The sequence below is a fragment of the Brachybacterium endophyticum genome (genome assembly GCF_003130585.1).
GTDB classification, from domain to species: domain Bacteria; phylum Actinomycetota; class Actinomycetes; order Actinomycetales; family Dermabacteraceae; genus Brachybacterium; species Brachybacterium endophyticum.
The window spans coordinates 91159-105091 of the sequence record NZ_QFKX01000004.1 but is presented as its reverse complement, the minus strand read 5'-3'; the positions used below and the strand labels follow the sequence as shown (position 1 = coordinate 105091).

Below are 13933 nucleotides of genomic sequence, written 5' to 3'. Positions count from 1 at the left end.
GATCGCCCGCGCGTCCCGCGTGCGACCGTCCTCGAAGCCTAGTCGCGCACTCCCCGGGCCGCACCGACCTCGCGCCGCCGTCTCATGGCTCGAGAACCCAGCAGCGCGGCGATCGCCGCGATCGCCGCGTAGAGCGTCCCCAGCAGGGCGGTGGCGACCCAGCCCCTGTGCTCGTAGCCGGTCGCGCCGAGCGCCGAGCCGACGGTCGCGCCCACGTAGTAGGCGCTGAGGTAGATCGCGGAGGCGGTCGAGCGCGCCGAGGAGGGGGCGAGACGGGCGACCGTCGCCGAGGCGCTCGAGTGGCCCAGGAAGAACAGGCCGGTCATCACGCCCAGCCCCAGGACGACCCAGACCACGTGCGAGGGCAGCGCGATCCAGTAGCCCGCCGCGACCACGGCGGCCGAGAGCAGGAGGGCGGGCAGCAGCCCGATCCGTCCCACGATCCTCCCCGCCCGGGCGGAGGTCACCGTGCCCAGCAGGTAGAGCAGGAAGACGGCGTTGGCAGCGGCCGGCCCGAGACCGAGCTCCGGCCCCTGCAGACGGAAGCCCACGACCGTGTACGCGCTGTTGAAGGCGGCCATCAGTGCCGCACCGATCACGCACGCCGCGAGCACCCCAGGGATCTCCAGGGAGGCACGGGCGGCGCGCAGCGTGCGCAGCATGGCACCGGACCCGTCGCTCGACGCGGCGCCCGCTGCCGGGATCGCACTCCCCTGCCGCGGGCGCAGCAGCGCGACACCGAGCCCGCACGCGAGGCACAGCAGGGCCATCACGCCCATCGCCCAGCGCCAGGACGCGAACTCGGCGAGGACGCCCGGCAGCAGACGCGAGCACAGCCCGCCCACCGTGTTCCCGGCGAGGTACACGCCCGTGGCGGAGGTGATCGCCTCCGGCGCGATGCGCTCGCCGATCAGGGCGAGGGCGCTGGCGGGCACCAGGGAGATCGCGAGGCCCTGCAGGAACCGGGCGCCGATCAGTGCGACGAGCGTGGGCATCAGCGCGCAGGCCAGACCGATCACGCCGGAGAGCACCAGGAAGACGAGCATCCGGTGGAACAGGCCGCGACGCAGACCCACCGTGCTCAGCGGCACCATTCCCAGTGCCATCCCGAGCGTGGTCGCCGCGACCGTCCACCCGGTCGCCGCCTCGCCGGCGTCCAGCCCGCTGCCGATCTGCGGCAGCAGTCCCTGGGTGTCGTACATGACCAGGAAGACCGCGAACCCTGCCAGGAACACGGCTCCGACCACGCGGCGGTAGCCCGCCGAGCCGTGGGGGTAGCGTGCCTCCTCGCTCGCGCTCGGGGATGCTGTGCTCATGCCGGGCGGGCCGTCCTCATACGGCGGGCGCCTCCTCGGGGGACCGCGTGGCCGAGAGAGCGGCCTGGTAGGTCGGGTCCAGACGCTTGAGCAGCCGGATCACGGCCGCGGTGATCGGCATGACCAGGTACTGCACGGCCACCTTGTAGACGAAGCCGAGGATCGTGTACTGCGCCCAGTCGCCCACGGTGGTGATGCCGATCGCGCTCGCCGCGATGGTGCAGAACAGGATCGTGTCCACGAGCTCGCCCGCGCCACTCGCGGAGAACAGCCGGCCGATCAGGCCCCGCTCCCCCGCCCGGCGCTTCATGCCGCTCATGATCAGGGAGTTCACGCTCTGGCCGGCGGCGAAGCCCACGAGCCCGGCGAGGACCACGATCCACACGGGCCCCAGGGCCATGGTGATCGCCTCCTGCTTGGCCAGCCCGTAGTCGTCCGGGAAGGGCGGCAGGGCGATGATCACCTGGTAGCACAGGGCGGCGAGGATGTTGACGATGAAGCCCATGATGATCGCGCGCCGCGCCGCGCGCACGCCGTAGAGCTCGGTGATGATGTCGCCGACGATGTACGCCAGCGGGAAGAGGAAGAAGGCACCGTCGGTGATGATGTCGAAGCCGATCCCCGGGACCGTGCCGAAGAAGACGCCCTTGGCCGCCCCGATGCCCGAGAGGATCACCACCGCGCACATGATCATCGCGAGGATGTCGTAGTGCGAGGATCCCCGGTCGGCGTAGGCGATGCCGACCGGGCTTCCAGGCTTCCCGGCGGTGCGGCCGGGCGCCGGCGAGGGGGACGCGGTGCTCATGGGGTCTCCTGAGGATGCGGGGCGGGGCGCCCCGACGGATCACCGGGGCAGCGGTCGTGGGCCGACGACCGGGTCGGCCGCTGAGTATTCTCCCCCGTCGGCCGCGCGCTGCGGGACGCAGCTCCCGGCGCCGGTCTCGCCGACCGGGACCAGGAACGCGTGCAGCGTGCCCAGGATCGTCGTGGAGGCGAGAGTGGAGACGTCCTCGCCCTCGAGCTGCTCGCGGGTGATGAGGTCGACGAAGACGCCGATCAGCAGCTGCGCGAGGTCCTCGTACCCCACTCCTCCCCGCAGCTCCACGTCGGGAGCCGTCTCGGAGAGGACCTCGGCGACGGTCGCGCGCAGCAGACGCCGCTGGGCGACCAGTCCGTCGCGGGCCTCCTGCGAGCGCAGGGAGTGGGTGACCGCCTCGGTGTGCAGCAGGCACCACTGGCGGCCGAAGGGGCGCATGACCTCGAACAGCGAGAGCATGATGCCGGCGTCCTCGCTCGAGGGTTCCCCGGGGGCGATGGTCTCGAGGATGCCGTGCTCGGCGCGCACCGCCGAGACCCGCTCGCGCATGATCTGGATCACCTGGTCGGTGGCGAGCGCGAAGGCCGCTCCGAAGACCTCGTCCTTGCTCTCGAAGTTGGAGTAGAACGCGCCTCGGGTGAAGCCGGCGGCGCTCACCAGGTCGTCGATCGTGGCCCCGTCCAGGCCCGTCTCCGCGAACACCTGAACGGCGGCGCGCACCAGGCGCGAACGGGTGTTCTCCTTGCGCCGGGTCTCGTCCCCCACGGGCGCTCCCTGCAGGAGGTCCGAGGCGCGGGTCGACGCTTCCGGATGTGCGGTGTCCATGGGTAACATCTTACCGATACATCCGTGTATCCAGGGCTGTGCTGCACCACACCACCGTGGTCCCTGCCGGCGCCGCCCCGGAGCCCGTCCGGGACCGTCCCACGGCTGGGGAGTTCTCGAGCGATCCTCTCTTCCCACCTCCCTCCGCCGACAGGAGACCGCCACGTGTCATCCACCCTGTACCGCCTCGGACGTGCGATGGCCCGTGCTCGCTGGAAAGCGGTCGGGACGTGGCTCTCCCTGCTCGTGGTCATGGGCGTCCTCGCCGTGGGACTCGGCGGCGCGTTCTCGACCCAGTTCGAGATCCCCGGCACCCAGGCGCAGGAGGGGCTCGACGAACTCGCCGACCGCTTCCCGCAGATGAGCGGGACCGGTGGGCAGCTGGTCTTCGTCGCGACCGACGGCACCACCGTCGACGACCACGAGAAGCGGATCGACCGGACCATGGAGGACGTCTCCGACGTCCAGGGGATCCAGAGCGCTCCCTCGCCGTTCGACGACCAGAGCCCCGGGACCCGCGCGGATGACGACTCGGCCATCATCGGCAGCCTGCAGATGGAAGGGTCGCCCGGGGCCTTCCCCGACGGCGCCCTGGAGAAGCTCGAGACCATCGCCGATGACGCGAACACCGAGGGCCTCGAGGTGCACCTCGGCGGGCAGATCCTGCAGAGCTCCGAGGTCCCGATGGGGCCCGGTGAGGTGATCGGTCTGCTCGCGGCCCTGATCATCCTCGCGGTCGCGTTCCGGTCGGTCGTCCCGGCCTTCATCCCGATCGTGAGTGCCGTGGTGGGGGTCGGCGTCTCGATCCTCGCGGTGATGGCGCTCTCCTCCGCGATGGAGATCCCCTCGGTGACGATCTCGCTGGGCGCCATGCTGGGCCTCGCGGTCGGCATCGACTACGCCCTGTTCATCCTCTCGCGCCACCGCAGCCAGCTGGCGCGCGGGACCGACGTCGAGGAATCGATCGGCGAGGCGACGGCGACCTCCGGCAGCGCGGTGATCTTCGCCGGGCTCACCGTCGTGATCGCGCTGGTGGGCCTTTTCGTCACCCGTATCCCGTTCCTGAACATCATGGGCATCGCGGCCGCCGCCACCGTGTCCGTCTCGGTGCTGGTGGCCCTGACCCTGCTGCCGGCGATCATGGGCCTGATGGGCGAGCGCCTGCGCCCCCGCAAGGTCCGGCGCGCCATGGCCGCCAACGGCGGGGTCCTCCCGGAGCCCGAGCAGGACGCCTCGGCCCGCCCCGCCGGACGCAGCCGGTGGGTGCGCCTGGTGACCAAGGTGCCGGTGGTGACGATCCTGGTGGTGGTGGTCGCGATCGGTGCCCTCGCGATCCCGATCAAGGATCTGCGCCTGGGCCTGCCGGACCTCGGCACCGAGAAGCCGGACACCGATGCGCGACAGACGTACGACCTGGTCGCGAAGGACTTCGGCGCCGGGTACAACGGTCCCCTGCTGGTCACCGCCGACATCATCAACTCCGACGACCCGCTGGGTGCGGTGGACGATCTCGAGAAGCGGATCGAGGACCTCCCCCACGTCCACGAGGTCCAGCTGGCGACCCCCAACGAGGGAGCCGACATGGCCGTGGTGGTCGTCATCCCCGACGGCTCGCAGACGGACGAGTCCACCGCGGACCTGGTGAAGACGATGCGATCGGACTCCTCCTCGTGGGAGAAGGACCTGGACATCTCCGACGTGCGGGTCACCGGTCAGACGGCGGTCGCGATCGACATCACCGACCGTCTCACCGACGCCCTGCTGCCCTTCGGCGTGTTCGTCGTCGGCCTTTCGCTGATCCTGCTGATGGTCGTCTTCCGCTCGATCTGGGTCCCGCTCAAGGCCTCCCTGGGGTACCTGCTCTCGGTCGGGGCGGCCTTCGGTGTGGTCGCGATGGTCTTCGAGTACGGCTGGGGCAACGAGGCGCTCGGCATCCACGTGGTCGGTCCCGTCATCGCCTTCATGCCGATCATGTGCATGGGTGTGCTGTTCGGCCTCGCGATGGACTACGAGGTCTTCCTGGTCTCCCGCATGCGCGAGGAGTACGTGCACACGGGCGACGCCCACGGGGCGATCGAGCGCGGATTCAGCGCGAGCGCGCCGGTGGTGATCGCGGCCGCGCTCATCATGTTCTCGGTCTTCGCCTCGTTCGTGCCCGGTGGCAGCTTCATGCTGCAGCCGATCGCGATCGCGCTCGCCGTGGGCGTCCTCGTCGACGCCTTCGTGGTGCGCATGACCCTCGTGCCCGCCGTGCTCGCCCTGCTGGGTCGTCACGCCTGGTGGCTGCCGCGCTGGCTCGACGCCCTGCTCCCCCGCCTGGACATCGAGGGCGAGGGCCTGGCGGCCGTCCTCGAGCACCGGGAGTGGACCGCCGAGCACGGTGACATGGCCGTGCGCATGGAGGACCTGGTCGTGCCGCTGGTCGGCGAGTCCGGACGGCTCGGACCGCTCACCGGGGCGCTGGAGCCGGGCAGCCTGCTGGTGGCCCGCAGCGCCGACGACGCCGCGCGCGCCACCTTCCTGGACCTGGTGAGCGGCCGGCTGGCCCCGCGCTCCGGGATCCTCGCCGTCCACGACCGGTTGGCGCCCGACGACCTCGGCGCGATCCAGTCGCGCGTGCACCGCATCGGGCCGGGCGAGGACATCCTCGGGCGCATCCGGGAGATCCACGGCCGCGGCAGCGGGCAGCAGCTCGTCGTCATCGACCAGATCACCGATCTCGCCCACGCCGCCGACCTCACCGCCGGCGAGGCCGTCCACCGCCTCGAGGAGCTGATGCGGGGCGGCACCGCCGTGATCGCCGGCTCCCGGGTCGACTCGGGCCTGGAGGCGTCCCAGGCCGAACAGCGCGTGATCGACGCACTCGAGGATCCCGACCGTCACATCGCCCTGCGCGTGCACCGTGCCCCGTCCTCCGCCGCCGTCGTGGAAGGAGCCCACGCATGAGAACGCTCTCCCGCCACATCCCCTCCCTGATCATCGTCCTGCTGCTGCCGCTGCTCGTCGCGGGCATCGGCATGTGGGCGCTGACCGGGCGCGTGGACAACATCGACAAGGTGCCGGCCGCCGTGGTGAACCTCGACGACGGCGCGACCATGAAGGTCGACGGCAAGGAGCAGCAGGTCCCGCTCGGGCGCACCCTCGCCGGGGCGCTCACCCAGCCCTCGACGGCGAAGGACTCGGATCAGGAGACAGGATTCGACTGGTCCCTGACCTCGCAGGACGACGCGAAGGACGGACTGAAGGACGGCACCTACTCGGCGGTCATCGTGATCCCGAAGGACTTCTCGAAGAACCTCGCCTCGATCGGCTCCACCGATGCCGCGAAGGCCCAGGTGCAGGTGTACACGGACGACTCCTCCGGCATGCTCGACTCCCTCATCGGCTCGACGGTGGCCAAGGCCGCCTCCCAGTCGATGGGCAGTCAGTTCACCGAGCAGTACCTGGACAAGCTCTACGTCGGCTTCAACGAGATGCACAAGAACTTCGGTGACGTCGCCGATGGCGCCTCGGACCTCTCCGACGGCGCCGACCAGCTCGACGACGGCGTGAAGAAGTCTGCCGACGGCACCCACGACCTGGCCGACGGCGCCGACGAGCTGGCCGACGGCTCCCAGCAGCTGGCCGACAACGCCCCCGAGCTCTCCAAGGGTGCCGGCGACCTCTCGGACGGCACCTCGGACCTGGCCGACGGGCTCGGTCAGCTCTCCGGCGGTGCCGACGATCTCGCGGGCGGCACCGACGATCTCGCGAACGGTCTCGACGACCTCTCCGGCGGCGCGGACCAGCTCTCGGACGGCACGTCCTCCCTCTCCGACGGGCTGGGAGACCTGGCCGACGGGTCCCAGGGCGTCGCCGACGGCGTGGGCGGGCTGAAGACCGCGCTGCGCGGGGACGGCACCGCCAAGAACCCGGGTCTGGTGCCCTCGGCCGACGCGATCACCGCCGGGATCGCCGGGGACGGGACCTCGAAGAACCCCGGCCTGGAGAAGGGCGCGAAGGACCTCGCCGACGGCGCACAGCAGCTGGGCGACGGGGCGGACGCGGCCTGGAACGGCGACGGCACCGCGCAGAACCCCGGGCTGAAGACCGCCGGCGACGGACTGAGCGAAGGAGCCGACGGCGTCGCCAAGGGCGTGCAGGGGGTCGACAGCGTCGTCCATGGTGACGGGGGTCAGAACCCGGGCATGGACGCCACCGTGGAGGCGGTGCAGCAGTACTGCGTCGACGATCGCGACGACGCCAAGTGCGCCGAGGCCACCGCCGGCCTCTCGCAGCAGAAGGACGGCCTGGACACGGCTCTGGCCGGCGACGGTCAGGGCAACGACCTGGCGTCCATCTCCCAGCAGACCGCGGACGGCGTCGACTCCTACACCGACGGTGTCTCCCAGGTCTTCGAGGGGGACGGCACCGCGCAGAACCCGGGCCTGGCCACGGGCGCCGAGCAGGTCGCCGAGGGCGCCGACACCTTCGGCACCGAGGTTCCCGAGCTCGTGGACGGCCTGCAGCAGTACACCGACGGCCTGCACCGCTTCGCCGGCGGCGTCGACGACCTCGACGACGGGGCGACCAAGGTGGCCGACGGCACCAGGGACAGCGCGGACGGCGCCTCGGACCTGTCCGACGGCGCGCAGAAGCTCGCCGACGGGACGGACTCGAGCGCGAAGGGCGCCCACAAGCTCGCCGGCGGCGCCTCGGACCTGGCCGACGGCGTCGGCCAGAGCGCCGACGGCGCGGACAAGCTGTCCGACGGATCCTCCCAGCTGGCCGACGGCACCTCGCAGCTCGCCGACGGCACGCAGGGGCTCGCGGACGGGGCCTCCGGGCTGGCCGACGGGACCGACCAGCTGGCCGACGGCAACGACAAGCTCGCCGACGGCTCCTCGAAGCTCGCCGACGGGACGGGCGATCTGGCCGACGGCCTGGACAAGGGCGCCGACCAGATCCCGAACTACTCGAAGTCCGAGCGGGACAGGATGTCGAGCCAGGCCTCCCAGCCGATCTCGAGCTATTCCTCCCGGGCCCACGAGGCGGCGGGCGCCGCCACGGCGACCTTCCCCTTCGTCGCCGCCCTGGCCATGTGGCTCGGTGCCTTCGGGATCTTCCTGCTGATGCCCGCCCTGTCCAAGCGGCTGCTGGACGGCGCGGTGCCCATGTGGAAGGTCGTGCTGCGGTCGCTGGTGCCGGGTCTGCTGCTGGCACTCGTGCAGACCATCGCCGTGCTGGCGGTGATCACGGCCATCGGTGTGGACCCGGTCTCGCCGCTCTCGGTGGGACTCGTGTGCCTGGCGGGGGCGGTGATGTTCGCGGCCTTCCACCAGGCGCTGCTCGCTCTGCTGGGCGATCGGATCGGCAGGATCCTCTCGATCGTGCTGATGGTGCTGCAGGTGGTGGTGCTGGTGGGGATCCTCCCGCTCGAGACGGCGCCGCCGTTGCTGCAGTCGATCAGCGGCCTGATGCCGATCACGATCGTCAGTCGCGGTCTGGTGCATGCCTCGCTGGGCGGTTCGCTGACCTCGACCGCGGGGACCCTGCTCGCCATCGCCGCCTGGTTCGCGGTGTCGGTGGTGGTCACCCTGGTGGCCTCGAGGGGCGCCCGGACGGTGCGCCCCGGTAAACACCTGCGGGCCGGTGGTGCGGCCGCCTGAGGCGGACGCGGCCCGGCGGCCCGGGCCTCTCCCCTAGCGGAAGTCCCGGGCCCGGCCCGCGCCGGCGAGCTCGAGCACCTCGACCCCGTCGGCCACCAGGTTCACCGCGCCGGTGAGGTTCTCGACGATCCCGCGGATCACGACCGCCCGGGAGGTGCGCAGCACGGCCCGGTGACGTGACCAGAACCCCTTCGAGCACACGACGTTGAGGATCCCGGTCTCGTCCTCGAGGCTGAGGAAGGTGATGCCGCTCGCGGTCCCGGGCCGCTGCCGGTGCGTGATCACCCCGCCCACGCGGATCCGGGTGGAGTCCTCGGCCTCCCGTGCCCCGCGGATCGAGAGCGCACCGGCGCGCTCGAGGTCCTCCCGCACGAGCGCCATCGGATGGTCCGCGAGCGTGATCCCGGTGGCCCAGGAATCGGCGGAGGCGAGCTCGGCGTCGCTGAGGCCCGGGAGCATCGGCGCATCGGCCCCGATCGCCAGGTGGGGCAGCACGTCGGGCGACTCCTGGGCGGCCGCGCCCGCGCTCCACAGCGCCTGTCGGCGCGAGGGGGCGAGCGAGTCAAGGGCGCCGGCGGTCGCGAGGGCCTCGAGCTGACGGGCGCTCAGCCGCACCCGCCGCGCGAGATCGCTGATCGAGGCGAAGGCCCCGCCCTTCTCGCGGGCGGTGACGATCTCCTCGGCCTTCTCCTCGCCGATGCCGCGCACCTGCTCGAGACCCAGACGGATCGTCGGCCCCTGCGCCGCGAGCTCCCCCTGCACCTGGGGCCTGGCCGATCGCAGCACCTGCTTCTCCTCCTCCGACCAGCCCTCGGGGCCGCGGTGACGGGCTGCCCTGCCCAGCAGGTCCTCGTTACCGGGCAGGCGGTAGGCGCGGTGCTCGGCGTCGGTCTCGAGTCCGGTCCGCACCTCGGAGACGGCGACGTCGACGCCACGGGTCTCCACCCCGTGGCGGCGGGCATCGGCCACCAACGACTGCGGGGAGTAGAAGCCCATCGGCTGGGAGCGCAGCAGCGCCGCGGTGAAGGCCGCCGGGTAATGGCACTTGAGGTAGGCGCTCGCGTACACGATGTAGGCGAAGGAGTAGGCGTGGGACTCGGGGAAGCCGTAGTTGGCGAAGGCGAGCAGCTTGCGCTGGATCGCCTCGGCGTCCTCCCCCGTGATCCCGTGGCGGGCCATCCCCGCGAACAGCTGGTCCGAGAGCGCGAGCATCTTCTGCGTGGAGCGCTTGGAGCCCATCGCCCGGCGCAGCTGGTCCGCGAGCGCCGGGGTGAAGTCGGCGACGTCCACGGCCATCTGCATCAGCTGCTCCTGGAACAGCGGAACCCCGTAGGTGCGGCCCAGGGATTTCTCCAGCAGCGGGTGGAGGTAGGTGGTCTCCTCCTCCCCCGCCCGGCGCCGGATGTAGGGGTGCACGGAGCCGCCCTGGATGGGGCCGGGCCGGATCAGGGCCACCTCGACCACGAGGTCGTAGAAGCACACGGGCTTCAGACGCGGCAGGGTCGCGATCTGCGCGCGGGACTCGACCTGGAACACGCCCACGCTGTCGCCGGTGCACAGCATGTCGTAGACCGCGGGATCCTCCTGCGGGAGGTTGCGCAGGCCGTGGTGCTCCCCGTGGTGCTCGGCCACCAGACGCAGGCAGTGGTCGATCGCGGTGAGCATCCCGAGGCCCAGCAGGTCGAACTTCACCAGGCCGGCGTCGGCGCAGTCGTCCTTGTCCCACTGCAGCACGCTGCGGTCCTCCATGGCCGCCCACTGCACCGGGCACACCTCGATCACGGGACGGTCCGCGAGCACCATGCCGCCGGAGTGGATGCCCAGGTGGCGCGGGGCCTCGCGCAGCTGCTGGGCGAGTTCGACGACGTCGGCGGGGACGTCGGCGTCCGCCAGCGAGCTGAAGGAGCGCTCGATCCTCTTGGACCAGGCGTCCTGCATGCCGACGTCGTAGCCGAGCGCGCGGGCCGCATCGCGCACGGCGAGCTTCGCCCGATAGCTGATGACGTTGGCGACCTGCGCAGCGTACTCGCGCCCGTAGCGCTCGTAGACGTGCTGGATGACCTCCTCGCGACGATCGGAGGCGATGTCGAGGTCGATGTCGGGCGGGCCGTCGCGCTCGGGCGCGAGGAAGCGCTCGAACAGCAGGTGGTGGCCGACGGGCTCGACGGCCGTGATCCCGAGGGCGTAGCAGACGGCGCTGTTGGCGGCCGAGCCGCGACCCTGGCACAGGATCTCCTCCTGCTCGCAGAAGGCGACGATCTCGCGGACGATGAGGAAGTAGCCGGGGAAGTGCAGGTCCCGGATGACCTGGAGCTCGCGGTCGATCTGCGCCCAGGCGCCGGGGACGTGCTCCTCGTCGGCCTCGTCGCTGTCGGTCGCAGGGCGCGGCCCGTAGCGCTCGCGTCCGCCCTGCTCGACGACCTCGACCAGCCAGCTGTCCTCGGTGTGGCCGGCGGGGACGGGGAAGGGCGGCAGGTCCGGGGCGAGCAGCTGCAGGTCCAGGGCGCACTCCTGCCCCAGCCTGGCGGCGGTGGCGATCGCCCCGGGATAGCGCGGGAGCAGCTGTGCCATCTCCTCGCCGCTGCGCAGGTGGGCGGGCCGCGAGGGCAGGTAGGGATCGGCATCGACCAGGGAGGAGCCCGCGCGCAGGGCGGCGTGGACGTCCACCAGACGCGTGTCGGAGGGGCGGGCGCAGTGCGCGTTGGTGCTCGCGGTCACCGGCAGGGTGAGCGTGTCCAGATCCGTCTCCTCCCGCACCAGTCGCGCCCCCTGGACGAGGGCGTCGTGGATCTCGTCGTCCAGGGCGCCTCCCCCGGCCACCAGCTCGACGGCGACGTTGCCCGGGCCGAACAGCTCGAGGAGCCGGGTGATCTCGCGCGCGGCCGCCCGGGCCGCTCCTTCGAGGTCACCGTCCTCCACCAGCGGGCGCACCGCCCGCTGCACCGCGCCCTTGCGGCATCCGGTGAGCACGAGCCAGTGCCCCTCGCGGGCGATCCGGGAGAGCTCGTCCAGACGGTAGCGGGGCGTGCCCTTGCGCCGGCTGTCCAGGTGGGCGCGGGCGATCGCGGCCGAGAGCGAGCGGTAGCCCTCCGCGTCGCGGACCAGGACCAGGAGGTGCTCCCCGTCCGGGTCGGGGACCCCGGTGCGCTCGGGCGAGATCACGGGCAGGCTGCTCGCCCGCTCGCTGTCGGGCTCGTGGCCCAGGGTCAGCTCGGCGCCGTACACGGTCGCCAGGCCCTCCTCGCGGGCGGCGCGGGCGAAGCGCACCGCCCCGGGCAGACCGTCGTGGTCGACGAGGGCGAGCGCCCGCAGCCCGAGCGAGGAGGCCTCGGCGACCATGTCCTCGGGACTCGAGGCGCCGTCCAGGAAGCTGAAGTGCGAGTGGGCGTGCAGCTCCGCGTAGGCGACGTCCGCGCGCGGGACGTGACGGGGCGTCTCCCGATGTCCCGTGTGCTCGACGGTGATCGGGGGCTCCACGCTCGCGGACGCGCGGTCCGAGAGGATCGCCTCGAGATCCTTCCAGGCGGGCGGGCCCAGGAACCAGCGGCTCATCGGATCCTCCTCGCCTCAGTCATGGATCCCCTCCACGGTCCAGGCACCCTCCCGGCTGAGCAGGACGAGGGCGCGCCCGGACTCGAGCACCACCGCGAGGCGCGCGGCGCGTCGGCCGTCGGTCGCCCACCAGCGCTCGTCCAGGACCGTCGGCGCCCCGTGGGAGAGGACGGCATAGGAACGTCCGCCCGCCACGCCGTGGGCGTCGAGCACCCCGGCGCCCTCGCGGGGCACCTCGAGCAGGGCGGGGGCGGCGCTGAGCAGGGCGCGCGCGGTGACCACGACGGCCCGGCCGCCCTCGTCCCGCAGCAGGACGGGCGGCGGGTCACGCAGCACGACGGAGGGCAGCGGACGCGGCAGGGAGCCCGGCCAGGGCCCCGGGCGCGCGGCCGGTCGTTCGCTGCGCCAGGGCACCAGGCGCACCTGCTCGGCGAGCAGCCGGCCCCCGACCTCGACGGGGACCATCACCGCCTCCTCCCCGGCCAGGCCCTGTGCACGGGCGAAGGCGCGGCCGGCACGCTGCGCGGCCTCCCCGGCGCTCCCCCAGAGCGCCGGGGCGCCCTCGCCGGCGGGCCGCAGCTGCACGGGCTCGAGGGCCAGGCGCACGATCTGCCCGGTCTCCTCGCCGCGCATCCGGGCGCGGGTGATCCAGCCGTCGCACTGCCAGCGGATGCGGTCCACGACGTCGGCCGGGGACAGCGCGCCGTCATGACGCCAGGTGCGCTCCATCTGCTGCCCCGAGGCGGTGAGGGCCAGGATGCGCAGCCGGGTGCAGACGAGCCCTCGCGCCACCAGCATCCCGTGCAGCTCCTCGGCCATCGGACGTGCCGCGAAGGCCGCCTGGTCCACGCGCACGAGCGGCGGGTCCAGGCTGCGGGAGACCTCGAGCGGCTGGGTCGGGTGATGCGCCTCCGGCGGCGTCGGCTCGCCGCCGCGCGCGAGCAGGTGCAGCTGGGCGACATCGGGACCGAAACGGGCCGTGACCGAGGTCGAGGGCAGCGCTGCGAAGTCCTCGAGGGAGCGGATGCCGAGCCGCTCGAGGAGATCGATCACCTCGGCGAGGTCCACGCGGCGGGTGCGGGCGGAGTCGGCCGCGGGCTGGTCCCGATGCCCCCACCCGGGGCCGACGGGCGCCTCGCGCAGGGCGGAGATCGCGTGCGGCCCCAGGTAGTTGCGACTGCGACCGGGCCGCACGATCCGCCCGGTGCGGGCGGCCAGCAGCGCGGCGAAGGGGCCGTCGGCGATGCCGACCATCGCATCCCAGCCGGTCAGCTCGGCGACCGCGTCGACGATCGCCTCGGCGAGGGCCTCCTCCCCTCCCCTGTGACGGGCGGGCCCGCGGGCCGACATCAGCAGCACGCCGGGGCGCAGCACGTCCACGCCCGCGGCGACGGTGTCGACCGCCGCCGCGACCAGCTCGAACAGGCCGCTCTCGTGCTCTGCGTCGGCCTCGACGACGACGGCCTCGGGGCAGGCGGCCTGGGCGGCGCGACGACGCATCCCGGCAGCCACGCCCGTCGCGCGTGCGGCCTGATCGGCGTGCGCGACCCGGTGACGGTCCATGACGATCACCGGCGGTGGTGCGGGGGTCTCGGGGGCTGTGGGGGCTTGCGGGGAGTGTGGGGCCTGCGGTGACGTGGTGGTCGCCGGGGCCGTGGTCCGCGCGAGCTTCTCGCGTGCCGCCAGCAGGGGCCAGTGCGGCAGCACGACGGCCGCGATGCGGGTCGCGGTGGGGGTCTGGTCGAGCACATCGGCCTGCGCGGGGCTCATCTCGT

Annotated in this window: 7 protein-coding genes; 2 read left to right on the top strand and 5 right to left on the bottom strand. The window is 72.6% G+C overall.

Features of this window, described 5'->3' with window-relative positions:
* Window positions 1-38 precede the first annotated feature (38 nt).
* Genes DEO23_RS10955 through DEO23_RS10945 form a run of 3 tightly spaced genes read right to left on the bottom strand, consistent with a single transcriptional unit; the run spans window position 39 to window position 2958 of the window.
* On the bottom strand, window positions 39-1316 hold the full coding sequence (locus tag DEO23_RS10955) for an MFS transporter (RefSeq protein ID WP_109276077.1): 1278 nt from the start codon (window positions 1314-1316) through the stop codon (window positions 39-41).
* A 16-nt stretch (window positions 1317-1332) separates the two neighbouring features.
* Entirely contained in the window at window positions 1333-2121 is a 789-nt protein-coding gene (locus DEO23_RS10950) for a queuosine precursor transporter (protein ID WP_109276076.1), read from the bottom strand.
* Window positions 2122-2160: 39 nt separating this feature from the next.
* On the bottom strand, window positions 2161-2958 hold the full coding sequence (locus DEO23_RS10945; RefSeq protein WP_109276075.1) for a TetR/AcrR family transcriptional regulator: 798 nt from the start codon (window positions 2956-2958) through the stop codon (window positions 2161-2163).
* A 165-nt stretch (window positions 2959-3123) separates the two neighbouring features.
* Between DEO23_RS10945 and DEO23_RS10940 the strand changes: the two genes are divergently transcribed.
* The gene (locus DEO23_RS10940; RefSeq protein ID WP_109276074.1) at window positions 3124-5904 is read left to right on the top strand and encodes an MMPL family transporter; all 2781 of its coding nucleotides are present in this window, start codon (window positions 3124-3126) and stop codon (window positions 5902-5904) included.
* Window positions 5901-8606: a YhgE/Pip domain-containing protein gene (locus DEO23_RS10935; protein ID WP_109276073.1), complete on the top strand. Its 2706-nt coding sequence runs from the start codon at window positions 5901-5903 to the stop codon at window positions 8604-8606. The genes DEO23_RS10940 and DEO23_RS10935 overlap by 4 nt, the downstream gene beginning before the upstream one ends.
* Window positions 8607-8639: 33 nt before the next feature.
* Here DEO23_RS10935 and DEO23_RS10930 read toward each other — a convergent pair whose 3' ends face one another.
* Together DEO23_RS10930 and DEO23_RS10925 are read right to left on the bottom strand one after the other, a co-directional pair.
* A complete protein-coding gene (locus DEO23_RS10930) occupies window positions 8640-12158 on the bottom strand; it encodes an error-prone DNA polymerase (protein ID WP_109276072.1) in 3519 nt (1172 codons plus the stop codon).
* 15 nt (window positions 12159-12173) lie between these two features.
* Window positions 12174-13928: a DNA polymerase Y family protein gene (locus tag DEO23_RS10925; protein ID WP_109276071.1), complete on the bottom strand. Its 1755-nt coding sequence runs from the start codon at window positions 13926-13928 to the stop codon at window positions 12174-12176.
* Window positions 13929-13933 lie beyond the last annotated feature (5 nt).

Coding starts and splice junctions, on each gene's coding strand:
- DEO23_RS10955 (WP_109276077.1), bottom strand. CDS start 1,316: ATGAGCACAGCATCCCCGAGCGCGAGCGAGGAGGCACGCTACCCCCAC.
- DEO23_RS10950 (WP_109276076.1), bottom strand. CDS start 2,121: ATGAGCACCGCGTCCCCCTCGCCGGCGCCCGGCCGCACCGCCGGGAAG.
- DEO23_RS10945 (WP_109276075.1), bottom strand. CDS start 2,958: ATGGACACCGCACATCCGGAAGCGTCGACCCGCGCCTCGGACCTCCTG.
- DEO23_RS10935 (WP_109276073.1), top strand. CDS start 5,901: ATGAGAACGCTCTCCCGCCACATCCCCTCCCTGATCATCGTCCTGCTG.
- DEO23_RS10930 (WP_109276072.1), bottom strand. CDS start 12,158: ATGAGCCGCTGGTTCCTGGGCCCGCCCGCCTGGAAGGATCTCGAGGCG.
- DEO23_RS10925 (WP_109276071.1), bottom strand. CDS start 13,928: ATGAGCCCCGCGCAGGCCGATGTGCTCGACCAGACCCCCACCGCGACC.